Annotated in this window: 19 protein-coding genes; 9 read left to right on the top strand and 10 right to left on the bottom strand. The window is 56.1% G+C overall.

Annotation, left to right across the window (positions count from 1 at the left end):
• The first annotated feature begins 46 nt into the window (after positions 1–46).
• The 4 genes from lpxC to mutT all read left to right on the top strand — a co-directional run bounded on the left by lpxC (position 47) and on the right by mutT (position 5,333).
• Entirely contained in the window at positions 47–964 is a 918-nt protein-coding gene (gene lpxC / locus WFK59_RS11635) for a UDP-3-O-acyl-N-acetylglucosamine deacetylase (RefSeq protein WP_031376704.1), read from the top strand.
• A gap of 301 nt (positions 965–1,265) precedes the next feature.
• Positions 1,266–1,772 carry a secA translation cis-regulator SecM gene (secM, locus tag WFK59_RS11630; RefSeq protein ID WP_233985301.1) on the top strand — a complete coding sequence of 169 codons (507 nt, stop codon included), beginning with the start codon at positions 1,266–1,268 and terminating at the stop codon, positions 1,770–1,772.
• Between the two features lie 74 nt (positions 1,773–1,846).
• On the top strand, positions 1,847–4,552 hold the full coding sequence (gene secA / locus WFK59_RS11625; RefSeq protein ID WP_233985300.1) for a preprotein translocase subunit SecA: 2,706 nt from the start codon (positions 1,847–1,849) through the stop codon (positions 4,550–4,552).
• A gap of 385 nt (positions 4,553–4,937) precedes the next feature.
• On the top strand, positions 4,938–5,333 hold the full coding sequence (mutT, locus tag WFK59_RS11620) for an 8-oxo-dGTP diphosphatase MutT (RefSeq protein ID WP_233985299.1): 396 nt from the start codon (positions 4,938–4,940) through the stop codon (positions 5,331–5,333).
• A gap of 30 nt (positions 5,334–5,363) precedes the next feature.
• Here mutT and yacG read toward each other — a convergent pair whose 3' ends face one another.
• The 3 genes from yacG to coaE are packed head-to-tail and all read right to left on the bottom strand — an operon-like array spanning position 5,364 to position 6,935.
• Positions 5,364–5,561 (bottom strand): DNA gyrase inhibitor YacG, encoded by a 198-nt coding sequence (yacG, locus tag WFK59_RS11615; protein WP_031376700.1) that lies wholly within the window; start codon positions 5,559–5,561, stop codon positions 5,364–5,366.
• Positions 5,562–5,569: 8 nt separating this feature from the next.
• A complete protein-coding gene (gene zapD, locus WFK59_RS11610; RefSeq protein WP_336755850.1) occupies positions 5,570–6,313 on the bottom strand; it encodes a cell division protein ZapD in 744 nt (247 codons plus the stop codon).
• A 4-nt stretch (positions 6,314–6,317) separates the two neighbouring features.
• Positions 6,318–6,935 carry a dephospho-CoA kinase gene (gene coaE / locus WFK59_RS11605; RefSeq protein ID WP_233985297.1) on the bottom strand — a complete coding sequence of 206 codons (618 nt, stop codon included), beginning with the start codon at positions 6,933–6,935 and terminating at the stop codon, positions 6,318–6,320.
• Between the two features lie 225 nt (positions 6,936–7,160).
• Between coaE and WFK59_RS11600 the strand changes: the two genes are divergently transcribed.
• On the top strand, positions 7,161–8,201 hold the full coding sequence (locus WFK59_RS11600; RefSeq protein ID WP_233985296.1) for a GMP reductase: 1,041 nt from the start codon (positions 7,161–7,163) through the stop codon (positions 8,199–8,201).
• Between the two features lie 265 nt (positions 8,202–8,466).
• Here the strand turns inward: WFK59_RS11600 and hofC are convergent, their stop codons facing one another.
• The 4 genes from hofC to nadC all read right to left on the bottom strand — a co-directional run bounded on the left by hofC (position 8,467) and on the right by nadC (position 12,556).
• On the bottom strand, positions 8,467–9,666 hold the full coding sequence (gene hofC / locus WFK59_RS11595) for a protein transport protein HofC (RefSeq protein ID WP_336755849.1): 1,200 nt from the start codon (positions 9,664–9,666) through the stop codon (positions 8,467–8,469).
• The gene (gene gspE / locus WFK59_RS11590) at positions 9,659–11,041 is read right to left on the bottom strand and encodes a type II secretion system protein GspE (RefSeq protein ID WP_336755848.1); all 1,383 of its coding nucleotides are present in this window, start codon (positions 11,039–11,041) and stop codon (positions 9,659–9,661) included. The genes hofC and gspE overlap by 8 nt, the downstream gene beginning before the upstream one ends.
• Positions 11,031–11,483, bottom strand: coding sequence for a prepilin peptidase-dependent pilin (gene ppdD / locus WFK59_RS11585; RefSeq protein ID WP_233985293.1), 453 nt, complete (start codon positions 11,481–11,483; stop codon positions 11,031–11,033). The genes gspE and ppdD overlap by 11 nt, the downstream gene beginning before the upstream one ends.
• A 176-nt stretch (positions 11,484–11,659) precedes the next feature.
• The gene (gene nadC / locus WFK59_RS11580; RefSeq protein ID WP_233985292.1) at positions 11,660–12,556 is read right to left on the bottom strand and encodes a carboxylating nicotinate-nucleotide diphosphorylase; all 897 of its coding nucleotides are present in this window, start codon (positions 12,554–12,556) and stop codon (positions 11,660–11,662) included.
• A 198-nt stretch (positions 12,557–12,754) separates the two neighbouring features.
• Here nadC and ampD point away from each other — a divergent pair, with 198 nt between their 5' ends.
• Positions 12,755–13,306 (top strand): 1,6-anhydro-N-acetylmuramyl-L-alanine amidase AmpD, encoded by a 552-nt coding sequence (gene ampD, locus WFK59_RS11575; protein WP_336755847.1) that lies wholly within the window; start codon positions 12,755–12,757, stop codon positions 13,304–13,306.
• 16 nt (positions 13,307–13,322) lie between these two features.
• Positions 13,323–14,177 (top strand): beta-lactamase regulator AmpE, encoded by an 855-nt coding sequence (gene ampE / locus WFK59_RS11570; protein WP_233985290.1) that lies wholly within the window; start codon positions 13,323–13,325, stop codon positions 14,175–14,177.
• Here ampE and WFK59_RS11565 read toward each other — a convergent pair.
• From WFK59_RS11565 to aroP, 3 genes are all read right to left on the bottom strand, one after another.
• On the bottom strand, positions 14,159–15,118 hold the full coding sequence (locus WFK59_RS11565) for a glycoside hydrolase family 43 protein (protein WP_233985289.1): 960 nt from the start codon (positions 15,116–15,118) through the stop codon (positions 14,159–14,161). The genes ampE and WFK59_RS11565 overlap by 19 nt on opposite strands.
• Complete coding sequence (locus WFK59_RS11560; protein ID WP_336755846.1) at positions 15,115–16,527, bottom strand: MFS transporter; 1,413 nt, start codon at positions 16,525–16,527, stop codon at positions 15,115–15,117. The genes WFK59_RS11565 and WFK59_RS11560 overlap by 4 nt, the downstream gene beginning before the upstream one ends.
• 198 nt (positions 16,528–16,725) lie before the next feature.
• Entirely contained in the window at positions 16,726–18,081 is a 1,356-nt protein-coding gene (aroP, locus tag WFK59_RS11555; protein ID WP_233985287.1) for an aromatic amino acid transporter AroP, read from the bottom strand.
• A gap of 514 nt (positions 18,082–18,595) precedes the next feature.
• On the opposite strand from aroP, the gene pdhR reads away from it, so the two are divergent.
• On the top strand, positions 18,596–19,360 hold the full coding sequence (pdhR, locus tag WFK59_RS11550; RefSeq protein WP_233985286.1) for a pyruvate dehydrogenase complex transcriptional repressor PdhR: 765 nt from the start codon (positions 18,596–18,598) through the stop codon (positions 19,358–19,360).
• Positions 19,361–19,463: 103 nt separating this feature from the next.
• Complete coding sequence (gene aceE, locus WFK59_RS11545; protein WP_336755845.1) at positions 19,464–22,130, top strand: pyruvate dehydrogenase (acetyl-transferring), homodimeric type; 2,667 nt, start codon at positions 19,464–19,466, stop codon at positions 22,128–22,130.
• Positions 22,131–22,142 lie beyond the last annotated feature (12 nt).

The raw sequence follows: 22,142 nt of genomic DNA, 5'->3' as shown, positions 1-22,142 counted from the left end.
GTAAAGTATACTGGCGGTCGGAAAGGTAATATTGCGAGATAATACGATGATCAAACAAAGGACACTAAAACGTATTGTTCAGGCGACTGGCGTCGGTTTGCATACCGGCAAGAAAGTCACCCTGACATTACGCCCTGCGTCGGCTAATACCGGGGTCATCTATCGTCGCACCGACTTGAATCCACCGGTAGATTTTCCGGCTGATGCAAAATACGTGCGCGACACCATGCTGAGTACCTGCCTGGTGAATGATGAAGGCGTGCGTATTTCAACGGTCGAACACCTTAATGCCGCCCTGGCGGGTCTGGGTATCGATAACATTATTGTTGAAGTCGATGCACCGGAAATCCCGATCATGGATGGCAGCGCAGCACCGTTTATCTATCTGCTGATGGATGCGGGTATCGAGCAGCTCAACAGCGCGAAGAAATTTGTGCGCGTTAAGCAGACCGTGCGTGTGGAAGAGGGTGACAAATGGGCCGAGATCAAACCGTACAACGGTTTCTCGCTCGACTTCACCATCGACTTCAAACACCCGGCGATCGATTCCAGCTCGCAGCGTTATGCGATGAACTTCTCTGCTGACGCCTTTGTTCGTCAAATCAGCCGGGCGCGTACATTTGGCTTTATGCGTGAAATCGAATATCTGCAGTCTAAAGGCCTGTGCCTGGGCGGTAGCTTAGATTGTGCGATAGGTCTGGATGATTTCCGCGTACTGAATGAAGAAGGCCTGCGTTTTGAAGACGAGTTTGTCCGTCACAAAATGCTGGACGCTATCGGCGACCTGTTTATGTGTGGTCATAACATCATTGGCGCATTTACTGCGTTCAAATCGGGCCACGCACTGAACAACAAGCTGCTGCAAGCGGTTCTGGCTAAGCAGGAAGCCTGGGAATGGGCAACCTTCGAAGACGAAGCTGAACTGCCGCTGGCATTCAAAGCACCGAATCTGGTTCTGGCTTAATTACCTCAGAACGTGAAACGGCTGGTTATGCTGACACCCTCTCCGGTCAGCGGCGCCAGCCGTTTTTTTATTGCCTTCATTCCCGTTCCCGGCTATTGCGACACGGCTCGCATCACACCGCTTTATTTGCTGAATTGATGTACAATCGCGCGCGATTTCTCGCACCGCCACTTTAATCCCAGGTGTGGATGCCCCACATTAGTGATACTATCTCTGGCGCTTTTACAGGCTGAATACCGCTGCGGCTCGCGGCGGACGAACAAAAACGGAAGCGCAACAGAGCATGCGCGATGGAAAGGTTGTGATCGGAATTCTTCTGCGCTGGCGACAATTAGGTAGACGCTATTTCTGGCCTCATCTCCTGTTAGGGATGGTCGCGGCCAGTCTCGGCTTACCTGCCTGCGCGCAAAGTTCTGAACTCAATACCTCGTCTGAATCGCCAGCCAGTAGCCTGTTTATGGGTAACGCCGCGCGCTTTGATCACCTGATTCGCCTTCAGGAAGCGGCACGCCGTCCCAGTTTCAATGTCGACTACTGGCACCAGCACGCCATCCGCACTGTTATTCGCCACCTCTCTTTCACGCTCACGCCCCAGGCGCAGGCGGAACAGCAGACGTTGCCGCTGGCGGCTCAAAAGCTGGCGTTGATCGATTCGCTGCATGATTTACTGACATCTCACTCTGCGCTGCGCGCTGCGCCGCAGACGCTCTCAACGCCGCCTCTGTTTACCGCGCCAACCCGCTCATGGGTTGAATGGCATGCCCGCGTGCATGGTATTCGCGCCGGACCCGCCCGATTGTTCTGCTAATATTTTTGGTTTTATTCACTCTGTTTAGATTTTGCAGGCCGGAATGCTCCGGCTGAATTGAGAATATATTTACTATGTTAATCAAAATGTTAACCAAGGTTTTTGGTAGCAGTAACGATCGTACTCTGCGTCGCATGCGTAAAGTGGTAGACGTCATCAACAAGATGGAGCCGGATTTTGAAAAGCTCTCTGATGATGAACTGAAAGGCAAAACCGAACTGTTCCGCGAACGTCTGAAAAAAGGCGAGACGCTGGAAAGCCTGATTCCGGAAGCGTTTGCTACCGTGCGTGAAGCGAGTAAGCGTGTGTTCGGTATGCGTCACTTCGACGTCCAGCTGATTGGCGGTATGGTGCTGAACGACCGCTGCATCGCGGAGATGCGTACCGGTGAAGGTAAAACCCTGACCGCAACGCTGCCAGCCTATCTGAATGCGCTCTCGGGTAAAGGCGTACACGTCGTTACCGTCAATGACTATCTGGCACAGCGTGATGCCGAGAATAACCGCCCACTGTTTGAATTCCTCGGCCTGACCGTCGGCATCAACATGTCGGGCCTGCCTGCGGTGGCGAAGCGCGAAGCGTACGCAGCTGACATCACTTACGGCACCAACAACGAATATGGCTTCGATTACCTGCGCGACAACATGGCTTTCAGCCCGGAAGAGCGCGTGCAGCGTAAACTGCATTACGCGCTGGTGGATGAAGTTGACTCCATCCTGATCGATGAAGCGCGTACGCCACTGATCATTTCAGGACCCGCGGAAGACAGTTCTGAGCTCTACACCAAAGTGAACAAGATCATCCCGCATCTGGTTCGCCAGGATAAAGAAGATACGGAAACCTATCAGGGTGAAGGCGACTTCTGGGTCGATGAAAAAGCGCGTCAGGCGCATATGTCTGAACGCGGTCTGGTCAAAGTGGAAGAGCTGCTGGTCAGCCAGGGCATCATGGAAGCGGGCGAATCCCTCTATTCGCCGACCAACATCATGCTGATGCACCACGTTACTGCGGCACTGCGCGCCCATGCACTGTTTACCCGCGATGTCGATTACATCGTGAAAGATGGCGAAGTGGTGATCGTGGATGAACACACCGGTCGTACCATGCAGGGTCGTCGCTGGTCTGACGGTCTGCATCAGGCGATTGAAGCCAAAGAAGGCGTTGAGATCCAGAACGAGAACCAGACGCTGGCCTCTATCACTTTCCAGAACTACTTCCGTATTTACGAAAAACTGGCCGGTATGACCGGTACGGCAGACACCGAAGCGTTCGAATTCAGCTCTATCTACAAGCTCGACACCATTGTGGTGCCGACCAACCGCCCGATGGTGCGTAAAGATCTGGCCGATCTGGTCTATATGACCGAGAAAGAGAAGATCGATGCGATCATCGAAGATATCCGTGAGCGGACCGCCAACGGCCAGCCGGTACTGGTCGGGACTATTTCGATTGAAAAATCGGAAGTGGTCTCGAACGAACTGACGCGTGCCGGTATCAAACACAACGTTCTGAACGCCAAATTCCACGCCCGCGAAGCGGAGATCGTGGCCCAGGCGGGTCAGCCTGGTGCGGTCACCATCGCCACCAACATGGCCGGTCGTGGTACCGACATTATGCTCGGCGGCAGCTGGCACGCTGAAGTCGCTGAACTGGAAAACCCGACCGAAGCACAAATCGAAGAGATCAAAGCCGCATGGCAGATTCGCCATGATGCAGTACTGGCGTCCGGTGGTTTGCACATTGTCGGTACCGAGCGTCACGAATCGCGTCGTATCGATAACCAGCTGCGTGGTCGTGCTGGTCGTCAGGGAGATGCCGGTTCTTCACGCTTCTACCTGTCAATGGAAGATGCGCTGATGCGTATTTTTGCCTCGGATCGCGTCTCAAACATGATGCGTAAACTGGGGATGAAGCCAGGTGAAGCGATTGAGCACCCGTGGGTCACCAAAGCCATTGCCAACGCGCAGCGTAAAGTGGAAAGCCGTAACTTCGATATTCGTAAGCAGCTGCTGGAATATGATGATGTAGCCAACGATCAGCGTCGCGCCATCTACAGCCAGCGTAACGAACTGCTGGATGTGTCGGATGTGAGCGAAACCATCAACAGCATTCGCCATGACGTCTATAAAGCGACCATCGATACCTATATTCCGCCGCAGTCACTGGAAGAGATGTGGGATGTGCCGGGTCTGGAAGAGCGTCTGCGTACCGATTTCGATCTTAACCTGCCGATTGCGGAATGGCTGGATAAAGAGCCGGATCTGCATGAAGAGGTGCTGCGTGAGCGCATCATGACGCATGCGATGGAAAACTATGCCGCCAAAGAAGAGGTGGTTGGCGCTGAGATGATGCGTAACTTCGAAAAAGGCGTAATGTTGCAGACGCTGGATTCGCTGTGGAAAGAGCATCTGGCAGCGATGGACTACCTGCGTCAGGGTATCCATCTGCGTGGTTACGCGCAGAAAGATCCGAAGCAGGAGTACAAACGTGAGTCGTTCGCCATGTTTGCCGCCATGCTGGAGTCACTGAAATATGAAGTGATCAGTACGCTGAGCAAAGTGCAGGTGCGGATGCCGGAAGAGGTTGAAGCGATGGAGCAGCAACGTCGCGAAGAGGCTGAACGTCTGGCCCAGCAGCAGCAACTGAGTCACGTTGAAGAAGAGACGCTGGCGGCAGAAGCGCTGGCGCAGCAGAGTGGCGAACGCAAAGTCGGCCGCAACGATCCCTGCCCATGTGGTTCAGGTAAAAAGTATAAGCAGTGCCACGGTCGTCTGGCCTGAGATTAAGCACTGATGAAAAAGGAGCCTCTGGCTCAATGCTGATCAGTTAAGGTTAGATTTGCAAAGGCTGTCACGGTTAAACGTGGCAGCTTTTTTTTGGGCAGGCGTGCCGGAGTGCGGGCCTGCGCACCTCTGCTGCTGCCGGGCTGTGAGGCAGAGAAATGAAGTGAAGGCACCGCGCAGCGGCGCGAGGACCGCGCCAGCCCCGGCCCGGCACCAGACTGCGTTATCACCTGTCGCTTAACTGACGAGCATTAGCCTCTGGCTCCTTTTTTATTGCCGCAGCGTTGAGCCGGATGAGGGCGGCAGGCCAAAGCGATTAACATCCGTCACACCCTGTTTTACACTCATCCTTCATTCATCCAACATTACCAGGATATTCTTCATGAAGCACCTGCAGGTCGCGGTTGGTATTATCCGCAATGCCGATAAACAGATTTTCCTTGCTCAGCGCGCAGCAACCTCCTATATGGCCAATAAATGGGAATTTCCCGGCGGCAAGATCGAAGCGGGTGAGAGCGCTGAACAGGGGCTGATTCGCGAGTTGCATGAAGAGACCGGCATCGAGGTTACCGAGGCGCATCCGATTGGACAGGCTGACCACAGTTATGAGGATTTACGGGTAACGCTGCACTTCTTCCTGGTCGAAGGCTGGAAGGGCGAGCCGTGGGGCAAAGAGGGGCAGCCGCAACGTTGGGTTGATCAGCAGGCGTTGGTCGCCGAGGAGTTTCCGCCGGCCAATCACCCACTGATTGCTCGCCTGGTCGCCGGCGAGCTCTGACAGGGCGGAGCCGTGGGCTCCACCTGACGATTAATGGTCCTCTTCACTCCAGTTATCGCTGTCATTCAGGTCGCCGCTGCTGGGAATACGTTTCTCTTCAGCGGCCCATTCCCCTAAATCGATCAGCTGGCAGCGCTTGCTGCAAAACGGCCGCCACGGGCTGAGCTCATCCCAAATCACATCTTTGCCGCACTGTGGACAGGCGACGGTCATCACTTCTTGCTGCATATTCACCTCTAACAACAGGCCAGTTGAAAATTGAGTCGGGCCGGAACCTCGCCACGCTCACTATCAAGCGGCATAAAACGAATGGCATAACGGCTTTTATGTCCGGAGACCTGTGGATAGAGCGCATCCTCCAGCGACAGCTGCAGGCGCAGCAGGTCCGCACCTTCAGCATTGTCCTGATAAAAGCCATTCAGGCTGGTCTGGGTACGAAATGTGCCTGACTGACGGATCAGATCGAGGATCATCGCCAGCGCATGATGCAGCGGCACCAGCGTCTGCATCCAGGCCTCGACCTGAGCATTGCGCGCTTCCTGCGGCAGGTGCAGCCAGATGTGCAGGCCAGGCAAATCAAAACTACAGCAGCCGCCTGGGATACTCAGACGCTGGCGCACCAGCGCAATCAGGCGATCCTCACGCAGTTGCTGCCCCATCCGTGGCGCATTCATCAGCTGGGTTGCCTGCATTTTTAACTTGTCACGCAGGGCATCGACCAGCGTCATATCCACGCCGGGCACATCCGCCCAGGCGCGGAGCTTCTGCTGCTGGCGCTCCAGCTCTTTCAGTAACTCGGTGCGCATATCGCCGCGCTCAAAAATATCGAGCAGTTCGCCGATCAGACGAAAAAAGGTCAGGGCGTTGACGGTTTTATCCAGCGGGATGGTCTCATCTAACTGATTAATCAGAAACTCAACCCGTAGCCAGGTGCGCATTTTTTCATTCAGGGGATGTTCAAACAGAACGGGTGTGCTCATGGTGTTAATCCTGTTTCGTTGCCGCCAGCCTGAGATAGCGCTGATGAAGTTCGGCAACCTGTGGCAATGCGTCTTCAGGCTCGCCACTGTTATCAATAATATCATCGGCACAGGCGAGGCGTTGCTGCCGCGTGGCCTGTGCCGCAAGAATACGTTGCGCCTGAGCAAGTGAAATCTGGTCGCGCTGCCGGGTGCGGGCGATCTGCGTCGCTTCGTCGACATCAATCACCAGTACCCGATCAGCCTGGTGCTGTAGCTGATTTTCTACCAGTAATGGCACTACCCACAGCACATAAGGCGAAGTGGCTTCGGCGATCAGCTGTTGGGTGCGGGCGTTAATCAGCGGATGCAGCAGGGCGTTTAACCAGTTTTTCTCTTCCGGCGTCTGAAAAATAATATCGCGTAACCGCGCACGATCCAGGCTGCCCTGTTCGGTCAGGATAGCGGCGCCATAACGCGCTTCTATCGCCTGTAACGCGGGCGTTCCGGGCTCAACGACTTCCCGTGCAATCAGGTCAGCATCGATAATGTTGACCCCGAACGCAGCAAACTGCCGGGCAATCGAGCTTTTACCGCTACCGATTCCCCCTGTCAGCGCTATGGTATAGGGCCTATTTCCCATCTGACTTCTCTTTTGGACACAGGTTCATGTTAAAGGTCTGGTTCACAAAGGCAAAAATGCGCGCCAGATCACAACGATAACACTCAGCTAAATTTAACGGATTGTAGCGTAAATAAAGTGAAATTCGCAGTCTTGTCGCCGGACGATACGCGCGTATCATAAGGTCACTGGAGCCGTGCTGGCTTCGCGGACCGCGGTTCGTTGCCACTCACCAGGACATAACAGATGCGTATTGAAGAAGATTTGAAACTGGGCTTTAAAGACGTCTTAATCCGGCCAAAACGTTCTACGTTGAAAAGCCGCTCACAGGTTGAGCTGGAGCGCAGTTTTACCTTTAAGCACTCCGGCCTGAGCTGGAGCGGCGTGCCGGTGATTGCCGCTAACATGGATACCGTCGGCACCTTTCTGATGGCGGAAGCGCTGGCCAGCTTTAATATTCTGACGGCGGTACATAAGCATTACAGCGTAGATGACTGGCGTGCCTTCATTCAGCGCGTGCCCGAGACGGTTTTGAACTCGGTAATGGTCTCTACCGGTACCTCTGAAGCTGATTTCACTAAGCTGAACGCCATTATGGCGCTGTCAGAGAAACTGCAGTTTATCTGCATTGACGTTGCCAACGGCTATTCCCAGCATTTTGTCGATTTTCTGCAGCGTGCCCGCGAAGCCTTTCCTGGCAAAACGATCTGTGCCGGAAATGTGGTGACCGGAGAAATGGTAGAAGAGCTGATTCTGTCAGGTGCCGATATTGTCAAAGTGGGCATAGGACCCGGATCGGTCTGTACCACACGGGTGAAGACCGGCGTGGGTTATCCGCAGCTCTCAGCGGTGATTGAGTGTGCTGATGCGGCGCACGGCCTGAGCGGTCAGATTGTCAGCGACGGCGGTTGTTCGGTGCCGGGCGATATTGCCAAAGCCTTTGGTGGCGGCGCTGATTTCGTGATGCTGGGCGGAATGCTGGCCGCACACGATGAATGCGAAGGGCGAGTCGTCGAAGAAAATGGCGAAAGTTTCATGCTGTTTTATGGCATGAGTTCAGAGTCGGCAATGAAGCGTCATGTCGGTGGTGTGGCAGAGTATCGTGCAGCGGAAGGGAAAACCGTGAAGTTGCCGTTGCGCGGCCCGGTGGCTGAAACCGCGCGTGATATTCTGGGCGGCCTGCGTTCAGCCTGCACCTATGTAGGTGCCGAGCGTCTGAAAGAGCTGACGAAACGCACGACCTTTATTCGGGTAGCCGAGCAGGAAAACCGCGTTTTTAATCGTTAATGATCCAGCGAGAGTCAGTGATTAATAGTCAGTGACAGATGATCAGTGATAGATGGTCAGTGGCAGATGGCAGATGGCTGATGATGGCGAGTTAATGATGGTTGATCGGTTACCGGCGGTCAGGCTTTGACCGTCAGTTCCGATACCGACGCACCAGGCGTGGTTTAGGGTTGCTCATCCATCGATCGACCTCCATCTGAGGCTCCTCAGCGGGTGTCACATCTTACTTATCTGACTTCACATTAAGGCGCGCAAAATGCGCGCCTTAATGCATCGCATCACCTAATCCGAATACCGGCAGATACATCGCGATCACCAGCGTGCCGACAATGCCGCCAATCACTACCATCATCATGGGTTCCAGCGAGGCGGCCAGCGTGTCAGCCCGTTCACGGGTTTGCCCCTCATGCCATTCAGCCAGCCGTGCCAGCATCAAATCCAATGCACCCGCCTCTTCACCGACGCGAATCAACTGACCACAGAGCGCGGTAAACAGTGGATGCTGCGCCAGCGCCTGATGCAGCGGTTTCCCTTCGGCGATATGCTGCTGCAAACCGGCAATCGCTTCCCGCCATAACAGTGAAGAGAGTGTCACCTCGACGGCGGCAAGTCCCTGTAACAGGGTTAATCCGGCATGCTGCGTCAGATGCAGAATGGTGTAAATCTGGGTTAACTGTGAACCGCGCCAGAGCCCGGAGAGCAGCGGGAGACGTAAAAACAGTCGCTGTTCCCGTCGCTGCCAGTCTGCTGAGCGCCGCCGCAGTTGCTGCCAGCTCACCAGCGTCAGCAACAGTACGCTGGCTATCAGCAACCCCCACTGCTGCAACGCGGCAGAAAGCTGCATCACTGCGGCGGTAAAGGCTGGTAAGGGCGCGTCAAACGAGGCGTAGACCGCGACAAACTCCGGCAGAACGAACAGCAGCATGCCGCAGCTGACGGCCAGCGCCACCAGCAGAATGAACAGAGGATAGCGAAGCGCCTTTACGACCTGACGCCATAACTGATGCTGGCGGGTCTGCTGCCGGGCCAGTTCATTGCAGCAAACATCCAGCTGTCCGGTCAGTTCACCGACCTCCATCAAAGCCGGGTAAAGGGCCGGAAAGATCTGCGGCCACTCACGCAGCGCCTGTGAAAAGGGCTGACCGCTGATGACCCGATGATGCAGCGCCATCATCAATGCACGCCAGCCAGCATGGGGATGGCCTTCAGCCAGCAGGGCGAGACTCTCGGCCAGCGGCAAACCGGCTTTAAGCAGGGTAGCCAGCTGGCGAATCAGATCGGTTTTGTGCTGCCATTTCCAGTCCGCCTGGCGCCAGACCTTGTCACGTTTCCAGCTGACCGGCAGCAGATCGCGCTGTGCCAGCATCAGCAACAGGTTTTCACTGTCGATAGCCAGCAGCTGACCGCTTTGCAGCTCGCCCTGGCTATCGACGGCCTGCCAGCGAAACAGCGCCGGATTAGCCATCTTCCAGTCCGATAACCCGCTGCATCTCTTCCAGCGAGGTATCGCCCCGGCTCACCGCCTCCAGCCCGGAGGCAAGCAGGGTACGCAGCCCCTGCTGCTTTGCCAGAGCAAGCAGATTCTCAAGCGGCATCTCTGCCGCAATGGCGTTTTGCAGCCTGGCGTTCACCGGCAGCAGTTCAAACAGCGCCAGCCGGCCAAAGTAGCCGGAGAAGCAGTGATCGCAGCCGGGCGCGCGCCAGGTCTGTAAGGTCCCGGGCCAGAGTTCGGCAGGGTAGTGCGCTACCGCCTGAGCCGGCTGACGACAGTGCGGGCAGAGACGCCGTACCAGGCGCTGCGCCACGATCAGCCGTAGCGCCGACCCCAGCAGGTAACCGGGAATACCCATCTGTCGAAGGCGCGTCAGGGTTTCGGCGGTTGAGTTGGTATGCAGAGTCGAGAGCACCAGATGCCCGGTCTGTGCGGCCTTAACCGCAATCTCGGCGGTTTCTGCATCGCGGATCTCGCCGACCATAATCACATCCGGATCCTGACGCAGCAGCGCACGCAGCACGCGATGGAAGTCGAGCCCGTTTTTACTGTGAATCTGCGTCTGATTGATGCCGGGTAACGGTATCTCTATCGGATCTTCAACACTACAGAGGTTTTTGTCGGGCGTATTCAGCGCACTGAGCCCGCTATAGAGCGTGAAGGTTTTGCCGCTGCCGGTCGGTCCGGTCACCAGGATCAGCCCTTGTGGCTGCGCCAGCGCCGAGCAGAGCAGGCGTAACTGGGCGGCGGGAAGCCCCAGCTTATCCAGCGATAGTGCGGCGCTTTCACTCTGCAACAGCCGGACCACGGCTTTTTCCCCGCCGTGAATCGGTAGCGTGGCAAGGCGAAACGAGGCCGGTTTGCCGGCAATCTCCAGGCTGAACTGACCATCCTGCGGTAACCGGCGTTCGGCAATATCCAGGCCGCCAAGGATTTTAAGACGAGCCAGCAATGCGGCGGGCGGGATGGCTGGCAGTGCAGAGAGCGGATGCAGGACACCATCAATCCGCAGCCTGACTCTTAGCCCATCCCGCCAGGGTTCAATGTGAATGTCTGATGCGCGACGCTCCAGCGCCTGCTGCAGTATCTGCTGCGTTGCCTCAATGGCTGACTCTGAAGGAGCATCTTCGCGTGCTGACAGCGGTTTTTCACTGTGCTGCAACTGGTCGAGACGCGCCTGGGGCCAGCACTCAATCTCAATCTGGCACTGGCTGGCAAAATGCAGAGCCTCAGCCAGCCCCGGCGGCACCGTTTCCGCCACGGCAACCCGTAGCTGGCCGGCATCCTGGTGCAGCACCAGGGCGCGATAGCGCTGGCATAATGCCGCAATCGCCGCATCAGGCTTCATCGGCGGCTCCTTTATCGGCAAAGCGGAACTGCTCAAGGCAATTGTCACGCAGGCTGCTGTTGCTGCTGGTGCAGCTACGTTGCCAGCTGATGCCGCCTTCGGTGCTGTCCCATACCGGCAACATCTCGACGCTTAACCCATTCAGGCTCTCCTGGCCGGTCAGGGTGATGACGCCATTGGTGACGCTCAGGGCAGAAACATAGCGCGAGCTTCTGGCAGCAGGAATGCCGTGTTCGCCAGCCTGACAGGGCGTCGGGCCGCCGCGCTCCAGCGCACAGAGCTCCACTGCGGTTTTATACGGCACCATCGTTTGCAGCATGTCGGTGAGCGCCGCGCGCTGCAGATAGTTTTGGTAAGCAGGCAGGCCAATGGCGCTGAGGATCGCCACAATGCCCACCACAATCATCAGTTCGACCAGGGTAAATCCACGTTGATAATCCATTTCGTCTTCTCCAGTTTAAGAAGCCGACAGACTAAAAAAGGGGCTTGAGGAATCACAGACGCAGAGTGAAACAATGGAAAAGAAGACGAGAAGAGAGTCATGGCTTGCAGTGCAGCCGAAATCGTTATGGAAGCGGGATCGCATAAAGCGCCGTGCTGGCGGCACGGCGCGAGAGCTTACTGCTGCTGAAAACGCATCGATAAATCGAGTGCACGCACATGTTTGGTCAGCGCACCCACCGAGACATAATCGACGCCGGTCTGCGCAATCTGGGGGAGCGTGGTTTCCGTGACGTTGCCCGAGACTTCCAGCAGCGCGCGCCCCTGATTCAGCGCTACCGCCGCACGCATCTGCTCCAGGCTGAAGTTATCCAGCATCACAATATCTGCTGCTGCCTCCAGCGCCTGACTCAGCTCATCCAGCGATTCCACTTCTACCTCTACCGGCACATCCGGCTGCAGCCATTGCGCCTTTTCCACCGCCTGACGGATCGATCCGCTGGCAATAATGTGATTCTCTTTAATCAGATAGGCATCGGAGAGGCCCAGGCGATGGTTACTGCCGCCGCCGCACAGGACGGCATATTTCAGTGCGGTGCGCAGGCCGGGCAGGGTTTTTCGCGTGTCCAGCAGTTGCGTCTGACTGCCCGCCAGCAGCGCCACATAGCGGCTGACTTCGGTGGCAACGCCCGAGAGGGTCTGAACAAAATTGAGCGCGGTACGTTCAGCGGTCAACAGCAATCGTGCCGGACCCTTGATATCGAACAGCGGCTGGTCAGCTTCGATCCGATCACCATCTGCGACATGCCAGGTCAGGGTTGCGTGTGAGCCGAGCTGAATAAACACCTCCTCGACCCAGCGTTTACCACAGAAAACACCCGCTTCACGGGTAATCACCTGAGCATGGGCCTGCGTTTCAGCCGGTAACAGCTGAGCGGTGATATCACGATCGGCATCAATTTCGCCGCCAAGATCTTCCTGCAACGCACGCGCAACCGCCTCGGGAATATCACCTTCGATGCGTCTAATCAAAGCCTGACGGCGGCTGTCTGGATCATAACCACGCGAAGACATAAGCGTTGAACTCCAAAATGGGATGGTGAGTAAGGTGTCCACAATAGCCTGAACCGTAATCGCGTACCAGCGATGGACGTAATTTTGTTTAGTATCCTTAACACGCGCCGCTCGTCTGGCGGCTCAGCGACGCATTTAGAGGCAATAATCCCTTACTATTCATGCTATTCTCAGCCTGATTGAATAAGGAAATGCAGCATGAAAATTGAACATGGCTGGCTGACCGGGGTACGTCAGGTCCCCTCGCCGCATTGTAATGAGCGACCCGACGATGAGGCGCCTTCGCTGCTGGTGATCCACAATATCAGCTTACCACCAGGCGAATTTGGTGGCCCGTGGATCGATAAATTGTTTACCGGCACGTTGCCGCCGGATGCGCATCCTTATTTCGCAGACATTGCCGCACTGCGCGTGGCGGCGCACTGCCTGATTCGTCGTGATGGCGAGATCGTACAGTACGTTTCCTTTGATAAACGTGCCTGGCATGCTGGCGTGTCGCAGTTTGAAGGCCGTGAGAACTGCAACGACTTCTCCATCGGTATTGAACTGGAAGGTACGGATAGCGATCCCTATACCGAAGCGCAATACCAGTCGCTGCAACGGGTCACGCAACTGCTGTTGAAGCACTACCCGCTGACGCCTGCGCGCATTACCGGACACAGTGATATCGCACCGGCGCGCAAAACCGATCCCGGACCTGCTTTTGACTGGGGCTACTATAAGCAGCTGTTAACGCAGCAAAAATCCTGATTTTTGCGGAGTCAGTATGACGTTGTTTACCTTGTTGTTGGTTTTAGGCTGGGAACGCCTGTTTAAGCTGGGCGAGCACTGGCAGCTGGAACACCGGCTGGAGCCATTTTTTCGTCGCCGCCAGCATGTCTCAATGGTGCGTACCCTGCTGATGACGCTACTGGTGATGGCCGTGACGGCGCTGGTGGTCTGGAGCCTGAAAGGCCTGCTGTTTGGCGTACTGCAACTGCTGTTCTGGATCGTCGTCGGGCTGCTGTGTATCGGCGCGGGGTCGGTGCGACAGCATTATCACACCTACCTGAAAGCGGCCAGTCATGATGATGCGGCTGCGCATCAGGCGATGGCGGCCGAGCTGACTCTGATACATGGTGTGCCGGTAGAGTGCAGCGAGCGCGAATTTCTGCGCGAACTGCAGAATGCGCTGATCTGGATTAACTTCCGCTTCTACCTCGCGCCGATGTTCTGGCTGGTGGTCGGCGGGGCCTGGGGTCCGGTGCTGCTGGTGGGATACGCCTTCCTGCGTGCCTGGCAGGGCTGGCTGGCAAAACAGGGCACGCCGATGGCGCGTGCGCAGTCTGGCGTCGATGGCATACTGCATGTGCTCGACTGGATCCCGGTGCGACTGGCCGGTGTGGCCTACGCCTTGCTGGGGCACGGCGAGAAAGCGTTGCCGGCGTGGTTTGCCTCGCTCACCGACCGTCATCGTTCGCAGTATCAGGTGCTGACCAGCCTGGCGCAGTTCTCGCTGTCGCGCGATCCGCACACCGATAAAGTCGAAACGCCACGGGTTGCCGTGGCGTTAGCAAAACGAACTTCACTGGTGCTGGTCGTGGCCGTGGCGTTGCTGACGATCTACGGCACGCTGGTGTGATCGGCGGGCGGGACGCCAAAATCGGGTGTGCCATCTGCCCGCCAGTCAAAATACTTCAGCCGGGTATGGCGGTTCGGGTCCCATAACGGGTCGCCCTCAATTTCGGTGTAGTTGCGCGCGTGGTAAACCAGCACGTCGCGTCCCGCCTCATCCTGGGTAAAACTGTTGTGGCCCGGCCCATACTGATGATTATCCCAGCTCGACACAAACACCGGCCGGGCAGATTTCTGCCATGCCGTGACGTCGAGCGGATCGGCATCCATCGCAATCGACAACAGGCCCAGACAGTAATTCTCATCGGTGGCGCTGGCCGAGTAGGTGACAAACAGCCGGTCACCGTGGCGGATCACCGCCGCGCCTTCGTTAACGCTAAACCCGGCACATTCCCACTCATATTCAGGCCGGCTCAGCATCACCGGCGTCCCTTTCAGCGTCCAGGGGTTGAGCAGCTCGGCCAGATAGAGGTTGGAATTGCCGGGAATCGACGGATCTTTCTGCGCCCACAGATACCAGTTCTTGCCCTGATGCACGAAGTGGGTGGCATCCAGCGAGAAACTGTCGAACTGGCTGAATACCCGACGACACGGCTGCCATTCACCCTGCAGCGGATCGGCCGCATCACACACCAGCGCATACATCCGGTGCTGAAACAGGCCATCTTTGATGTCGCGTGTCGGCGCAGCCGCGAAGTAGATCACCCACTGGCCGTCGATAAAGTGCAGTTCCGGCGCCCAGATCAGCTCGCTGCAGGGACCGCTGTCCGGCTTGCGCCATACCACTACCGGTTCGGCAGTGCGCAGACCGGCCAGCGTATCGGCACGACGGATCTCCAGCCGGTCATATTCCGGCACTGAGGCGATAAAGTAGTAGTGTTGATCATGACGCAGAATAAACGGGTCGGCGCGCTGCTCGATAAAAGGGTTAGGCAGGATAGCGGTCATTTTAATTCTCCGGTTTGCGGGACAACGCCGTCGCGTGTGCGAACAGTCTGTAAATCACGGAAATTTTCGCGACGCAGCGCGAGATCCTGCTGAATAGTGAGCATCATTTTACGGTCGACCTTCATCAGCCGTACCACACCTGCCGTAATCAGATAGCCAATGCCCGGGATCACGGTAAACAGCAGCATGATGCCGTTAATGGCCTCCGGCGACTGCTGTTTAGCCCCGGCATTGTAGCCGTAGATCGACAGCAGGAAGCCGACCATCGCCCCGGCGACCGCCAGTCCCACTTTGAGAAAGAACAGGTTACCGGAGAAGCTGATACCGGTGATGCGCTTGCCGGTTTTCCATTCGCCATAGTCATCAACATCGGCCATCAGCGACCAGTGCAGCGGCGACGGGATCTGATGCAGGATATTCAGCACAAAGTAAGCGATCACCACCATCAGCGTGGCGTGCGGATCGATCCAGTAAAACGCACTGGAGAACAGCGCCAGCGCAATGTTGGTCCAGAAGAAGACCTTGAGCTTACACCAGCGATCGGTCAGCACTTTTGCCAGCGTACTGCCGAACATCATGCCAATCACGCCGAGGCTGATAAACAGCGTGGCGAAATGGGTCGATTGCCCCATCACCCAGGTGACGTAATACATGGTGGCGGCCATACGGATAAAGCCGGGACAGACGTTGCAGAAGGTCAGCAACAGAATGCGCACCCACTGATCGTTTTTCCAGACGTCACGCAGATCTTTCTTCAGGTCGTCATTGCTGGGAACGGCGGGGTGAATACGCTCACGCACCGTGGCAAAGCAGAACAGGAACATCGCCAGACCGATAGTCGCCAGCACGGTCATCGCCATCTGATAGCCGCGCGCCTTGTCTTCGCCGCCAAACCATTCCGCCATCGGCAGCAGCGACATCGACAGGATCAGCGTAGCGATGCCGACCATCACGAAGCGGTAAGACTGACAGGAGACGCGTTCGCCGGGATCGTTGGTAATCACGCCGCCCAGCGAGCAGTAAGGAATGTTGATGGCGGTATAGGTCAGCGACATCAGGAAGTAGGTGACGAACGCCCAGATGACCTTGTTATGGTAGGTCCAGTCCGGCGTGGTAAACATCAGCACGCTGAACAGCACATAGGGAACCGAGACCCACAGCAGCCACGGGCGGAAGCGGCCCCAGCGGCTCTGGGTGCGATCGGCAACCGCGCCCATAATCGGATCGGTCACCGCGTCCAGCACCCGCACCGACAGCAGCAGTGTGCCGACCAGCGCCGGGGCTAAACCAAAAACATCGGTATAGAAGTAGTTGAGGAACAGCATGATGGCACCGCCAATCATGTTGCATCCGGCATCGCCCATGCCATAACCCAGTTTTTCTCGAAACGAGAGGGCTGCACCTTTCATGGTTCTCTCCTGCGCATCCGGTGTGAACAGGAATTATTGTCGCTAAATCAGAGAGATGACTGGGAGTAAATCGCCATGAAGATGGACAAAACAGGTGCGCGGGGAGAAGTGTGAACTGGATCGGGCTTTAGCGCCAGGCGGCGGATGAGGCGGAATGCCTGCTGCAGCACGCCCGGCGCTGCAGCAGGTCAGGGCTTATCAGGCTTTCTGGGCCTGATTCTTAATGAAGTAACCAATCCCCAGAATCACCAGCCAGACCGGAATCAGCCAGACGGAGATCGCCATGCCCGGCGTGGTTGCCATCAGCACCAGAATCGCCGCCAGGAAGATCAGGCAAATCCAGTTACCTACCGGATAGAGCAGCGCTTTGAAGCGGGTAGTCACCCCTTGCTGATCTTTCTTACGACGGAACTTGAGGTGCGCCAGGCTGATCATCGCCCAGTTGATCACCAGCGCCGAAACCACCAGTGACATCAGCAGGCCAAAAGCCTCGCCCGGCATCAGGTAGTTGATTAACACGCAGAGCGCAGTGGCGACGGCTGACACCAGAATGGTCAGCACCGGCACGCCGCGGCGGTCCACTTTCAGCAGCGCTTTCGGCGCGTTGCCCTGCTGCGCCAGACCAAACAGCATACGGCTGTTGCAGTACACGCAGCTGTTATAGACCGACAGCGCCGCCGTCAGGATCACCACGTTCAGCGCATTAGCCACCATCGCATCACCCAGTTCGTGGAAGATGAAGACGAACGGGCTGACGTCTGCGGTAACGCGGGTCCACGGCATCAGTGACAGCAGCACCGCCAGCGAACCGATATAGAAAATCAGGATGCGCCACAGCACCTGATTGGTCGCTTTAGGAATGCTGGTTTCCGGATTATCCGCTTCTGCCGCGGTGATCCCCACCAGCTCCAGACCACCAAACGAGAACATGATGATCGCCATCACCATCACCAGCCCGCCGAGGCCATGCGGGAAGAATCCGCCCTGTTCCCACAGGTTACGTACGGTGGCCTGCGGGCCGCCGTGGCCGCTGAACAGCAGCCAGCCGCCGAACAGGATCATGCCAATCACCGCGACCACTTTAATAATGGCGAACCAGAACTCCATCTCACCAAACACTTTCACGTTGGTCAGGTTAATGGCGTTGATCATCACAAAGAAGATGGCGGCCGAGGCCCAGGTCGGGAAGTCAGGCCACCAGAACTGGATATATTTACCGACAGCGGTCAGCTCTGCCATCGCTACCAGCACATAGAGCACCCAGTAGTTCCAGCCCGATGCGAAGCCAGCAAAGTTGCCCCAGTATTTATAGGCGAAGTGGCTGAAGCTGCCGGCAACCGGCTCCTCTACGACCATTTCGCCCAACTGACGCATGATTAAAAAGGCAATAAAACCGGCAATGGCATACCCCAGAATGACTGCCGGTCCGGCGGATTCAATGACCGACGCACTGCCGAGAAACAGGCCGGTCCCCACCGCACCACCCAGCGCGATGAGCTGAATATGGCGGTTCTTCAGACCGCGTTTCAGCGCTTCGCCTTGCTGTTGTTCCATACAAACCTCGTGATGTTTTTATTCTTCGTTCGCAGCGCAGTCCGCTGTAAGGAAGTGGTTACATTAACGTATTGATTATTTTACGGTATCCGGCGTGCTGTCTGCTGCCAGGCGCTACCCTGGCGACAAGAATAGTGATAAGCGAATCGCTTTGCACCTGCTTTCGCTTTTCGTGCTGGGCATTGACTGAAAAAACAGCGCCAGCTCACGTCTGTGACAGGCAAATTTCTGCCATGAAATGATGCCGATGACGAATAGGTTTCGCTTATGGTAGCCGCTGCGGTTAGCGGCTAAACGGGTGTAAGGTTTGGTAAAAGTGAAGTTATTTAACATTTACTTCCAGGGTGATTTTTCATTTTTTTAACCGCAAGTTAGCGTCACCACTGGCTTTCACCGTTGCGGAATGTGACCGGGACCATATAGACACAAGGTGAATACTTTGTTACTTTACCGGCACCTTTTGACAATTGGTATTACCAATTTACTCCGGACGATTGGCTAATAAGAAGGGAAGATGGCTTACAGTAAGATTCGCCAACCCAAGCTCTCCGACGCCATCGAGCAACAGCTCGAATCCCTGATCATGGAAGGGACGCTGCGTCCGGGAGAGAAGCTGCTCCCCGAGCGCGAACTCGCCAAACAATTCGATGTCTCACGTCCGTCCCTCCGCGAAGCAATCCAGCGCTTAGAAGCCAAAGGATTACTGCTACGCCGTCAGGGTGGCGGAACGTTCGTACAGGAGCATCTCTGGCAAAGCATGAGCGATCCACTCGTAGAGCTTCTCGCCGACCATCCGGAATCACAATTTGATCTGCTGGAAACGCGCCACGCCTTAGAAGGCATCGCCGCTTATTATGCGGCACTGCGCGGTACCGAAGAGGATCTGCTGCGGATTCGTGATTGCCATCTGCAGATCCAGCAGGCACAGGACAGCGGCGACTTAGACGCCGAAGCGGACGCAGTGATGCAGTATCAGATCGCTGTCACAGAAGCAGCCCATAATGTCGTGCTTTTGCATTTGCTACGCTCTATGGGCCCTATGCTGGAACAAAACGTCCGTCAGAATTTCGAATTGCTCTACTCGCGCCGGGAAATGCTGGCGAAAGTGAGCGGTCACCGCGCCAGAATCTTTGAGGCGATTGTGGCTCGTGAGCCGGAAAAAGCGCGCGAGGCTTCACACCGTCACCTGGCGTTCATTGAGGAAATCTTGCTGGACAGAAGTCGGGAGCAGAGCCGTCGAGAACGCTCCCTGCGTCGTTTACAGCAACGTAAGGAATAACGTGCGACAAAGATCGTACGGACATGTGCGACGAGCCTGCCTGCATGTGCTGTAACAGGCTCCCGATTATTCAACGTATTAGACACAGATAAGGAACACACCCATGTCAGAACGTTTACACAATGACGTGGATCCGATTGAAACTCGTGACTGGCTACAGGCGATCGAATCGGTCATCCGTGAAGAAGGTGTTGAACGTGCGCAGTATCTGATTGATCAGGTACTGGGTGCAGCCCGCAAAGGCGGCGTGAACGTTGCTGCAGGATCTTCTGCAATCAGCAACTATATCAACTCTATTGCCGTTGAAGATGAACCGGACTATCCGGGCAACACCTCTCTTGAACGTCGTATCCGTTCCGCGATCCGCTGGAACGCCATCATGTCGGTGCTGCGCGCATCGAAGAAAGATCTGGAACTGGGTGGCCATATGTCCTCCTTCCAGTCTTCTGCCACCATTTATGAAGTGTGCTTTAACCACTTCTTCCGCGCGCGCAGTGAGAAGGATGGCGGCGACCTGGTTTACTTCCAGGGCCACATTTCCCCAGGCATCTACGCCCGTGCGTTCCTTGAAGGTCGTCTGACCGAAGAGCAGATGAACAACTTCCGTCAGGAAGTGGCTGGTAAAGGCCTCTCATCTTATCCGCACCCGAAACTGATGCCGGAATTCTGGCAGTTCCCGACCGTTTCCATGGGTCTGGGTCCGCTGTCGGCTATCTATCAGGCGAAGTTCCTGAAATATCTGGAACACCGTGGCCTGAAAGATACCTCTGCACAGACCGTCTATGCCTTCCTGGGTGATGGCGAGATGGATGAGCCGGAATCAAAAGGCGCAATCACCATCGCCACCCGTGAAAAACTGGATAACCTGGTCTTCATCATCAACTGCAACCTGCAGCGTCTGGATGGCCCGGTCACCGGTAACGGTAAGATCATCAACGAGCTGGAAGGCATCTTTGCCGGTGCTGGCTGGGAAGTGATCAAAGTCATCTGGGGCGGTCGCTGGGATGAGCTGCTGCGCAAAGATACCAGCGGCAAGCTGATTCAGCTGATGAACGAAACCGTTGACGGCGATTACCAGACTTTTAAATCCCGTGATGGTGCCTATGTGCGCGAGCACTTCTTTGGTAAATATCCGGAAACCGCCGCGCTGGTTAAAGATATGTCCGATGATGAAATCTGGGCACTGAACCGTGGCGGCCACGATCCGAAGAAAATCTACGCGGCACTGAAAAAAGCGCAGGACACCAAAGGCAAACCGGTGCTGATCCTGGCGCATACCATCAAAGGTTATGGTATGGGCGACACCGCGGAAGGCAAAAACATTGCTCACCAGGTGAAGAAGATGAACATGGATGGCGTGCGCTATATCCGTGATCGCTTCAACGTGCCGGTAGCGGATGACAAGATTGAATCTCTGCCATACGTGACCTTCGACAAAGGCTCTGAAGAGTACAACTATCTGCACGGTCAGCGTGAGAAGTTGGGCGGCTACCTGCCGACGCGTCAGCCGAAGTTCACCGAAAAGCTGGAGATGCCAGCGCTGGAAGAGTTCAGTGCGCTGCTGGAAGAGCAGAACAAAGAGATCTCAACCACCATCGCCTTTGTGCGTGCTCTGAACGTGATGCTGAAGAACAAGTCGATCAAAGATCGTCTGGTTCCGATCCTCGCCGATGAAGCGCGTACCTTTGGTATGGAAGGTCTGTTCCGTCAGATCGGTATCTACAGCCCGAACGGTCAGCAGTACACCCCGCAGGACCGCGAGCAGGTGGCTTACTACAAAGAAGACGAGAAAGGCCAGATTCTGCAGGAAGGGATCAACGAGCTGGGCGCAGGTTCATCCTGGCTGGCGGCGGCGACCTCTTACAGCACCAACAACCTGCCAATGATCCCGTTCTACATCTATTACTCGATGTTCGGCTTCCAGCGTATCGGCGATCTGATGTGGCTGGCGGGCGACCAACAGGCGCGCGGCTTCCTGGTCGGCGGCACCTCCGGTCGTACCACGCTGAACGGCGAAGGTTTGCAGCATGAAGATGGTCACAGCCACATTCAGTCGCTGACCATCCCGAACTGTATCTCCTACGATCCTTCATACGCGTATGAAGTCGCGGTGATCATGCATGACGGTCTGGTGCGGATGTATGGCGAAGCGCAGGAAAACGTCTACTACTACATCACCACGCTGAACGAAAACTACCACATGCCAGCGATGCCGCAGGGTGCGGAAGAGGGTATCCGTAAGGGTATCTACAAGCTGGAAACGGTCGAGGGCAGCAAAGGCAAAGTCCAGCTGCTGGGTTCAGGCTCTATCCTGCGTCACGTACGTGAAGCTGCGCAGATCCTGGCGAAAGACTACGGTATCGGCTCTGACGTCTACAGCGTCACCTCGTTCACCGAACTGGCTCGTGATGGCCAGGATTGTGAGCGCTGGAACATGCTGCATCCGACCGAAGAACCGCGCGTGCCTTACATCGCGCAGGTGATGAACGATGCACCGGCCGTCGCTTCAACCGACTACATGAAGCTGTTCGCTGAGCAGGTTCGTAGCTATGTCCCAGCCAGCGATTATCGTGTACTGGGTACCGATGGCTTTGGTCGCTCTGACAGCCGTGAGAATCTGCGTCATCACTTCGAAGTGGATGCATCTTATGTGGTGGTTGCCGCGCTGGGTGAGCTGGCTAAACGCGGCGAGATCGAGAAGAAAGTGGTGGCCGACGCGATCACCAAATTCAGTATCGATGCCGATAAAGTTAACCCGCGTCTGGCTTAAGAGGTAATAGAG

Origin of the sequence: Pantoea sp. USHLN298, assembly GCF_037149395.1 — a bacterium.
GTDB lineage: Bacteria > Pseudomonadota > Gammaproteobacteria > Enterobacterales > Enterobacteriaceae > Pantoea > Pantoea astica.
This window is presented reverse-complemented; position numbering and strand designations above follow the sequence as displayed.

Coding starts and splice junctions, on each gene's coding strand:
- WFK59_RS11565 (WP_233985289.1), bottom strand. CDS start 15,118: ATGACCGCTATCCTGCCTAACCCTTTTATCGAGCAGCGCGCCGACCCG.
- zapD (WP_336755850.1), bottom strand. CDS start 6,313: ATGAGCACACCCGTTCTGTTTGAACATCCCCTGAATGAAAAAATGCGC.
- mutT (WP_233985299.1), top strand. CDS start 4,938: ATGAAGCACCTGCAGGTCGCGGTTGGTATTATCCGCAATGCCGATAAA.
- ampE (WP_233985290.1), top strand. CDS start 13,323: ATGACGTTGTTTACCTTGTTGTTGGTTTTAGGCTGGGAACGCCTGTTT.
- ppdD (WP_233985293.1), bottom strand. CDS start 11,483: ATGGATTATCAACGTGGATTTACCCTGGTCGAACTGATGATTGTGGTG.
- ampD (WP_336755847.1), top strand. CDS start 12,755: ATGAAAATTGAACATGGCTGGCTGACCGGGGTACGTCAGGTCCCCTCG.
- aroP (WP_233985287.1), bottom strand. CDS start 18,081: ATGGAACAACAGCAAGGCGAAGCGCTGAAACGCGGTCTGAAGAACCGC.
- yacG (WP_031376700.1), bottom strand. CDS start 5,561: ATGCAGCAAGAAGTGATGACCGTCGCCTGTCCACAGTGCGGCAAAGAT.
- hofC (WP_336755849.1), bottom strand. CDS start 9,666: ATGGCTAATCCGGCGCTGTTTCGCTGGCAGGCCGTCGATAGCCAGGGC.
- pdhR (WP_233985286.1), top strand. CDS start 18,596: ATGGCTTACAGTAAGATTCGCCAACCCAAGCTCTCCGACGCCATCGAG.
- coaE (WP_233985297.1), bottom strand. CDS start 6,935: ATGGGAAATAGGCCCTATACCATAGCGCTGACAGGGGGAATCGGTAGC.
- nadC (WP_233985292.1), bottom strand. CDS start 12,556: ATGTCTTCGCGTGGTTATGATCCAGACAGCCGCCGTCAGGCTTTGATT.
- WFK59_RS11600 (WP_233985296.1), top strand. CDS start 7,161: ATGCGTATTGAAGAAGATTTGAAACTGGGCTTTAAAGACGTCTTAATC.
- lpxC (WP_031376704.1), top strand. CDS start 47: ATGATCAAACAAAGGACACTAAAACGTATTGTTCAGGCGACTGGCGTC.
- secA (WP_233985300.1), top strand. CDS start 1,847: ATGTTAATCAAAATGTTAACCAAGGTTTTTGGTAGCAGTAACGATCGT.
- aceE (WP_336755845.1), top strand. CDS start 19,464: ATGTCAGAACGTTTACACAATGACGTGGATCCGATTGAAACTCGTGAC.
- WFK59_RS11560 (WP_336755846.1), bottom strand. CDS start 16,527: ATGAAAGGTGCAGCCCTCTCGTTTCGAGAAAAACTGGGTTATGGCATG.
- gspE (WP_336755848.1), bottom strand. CDS start 11,041: ATGAAGCCTGATGCGGCGATTGCGGCATTATGCCAGCGCTATCGCGCC.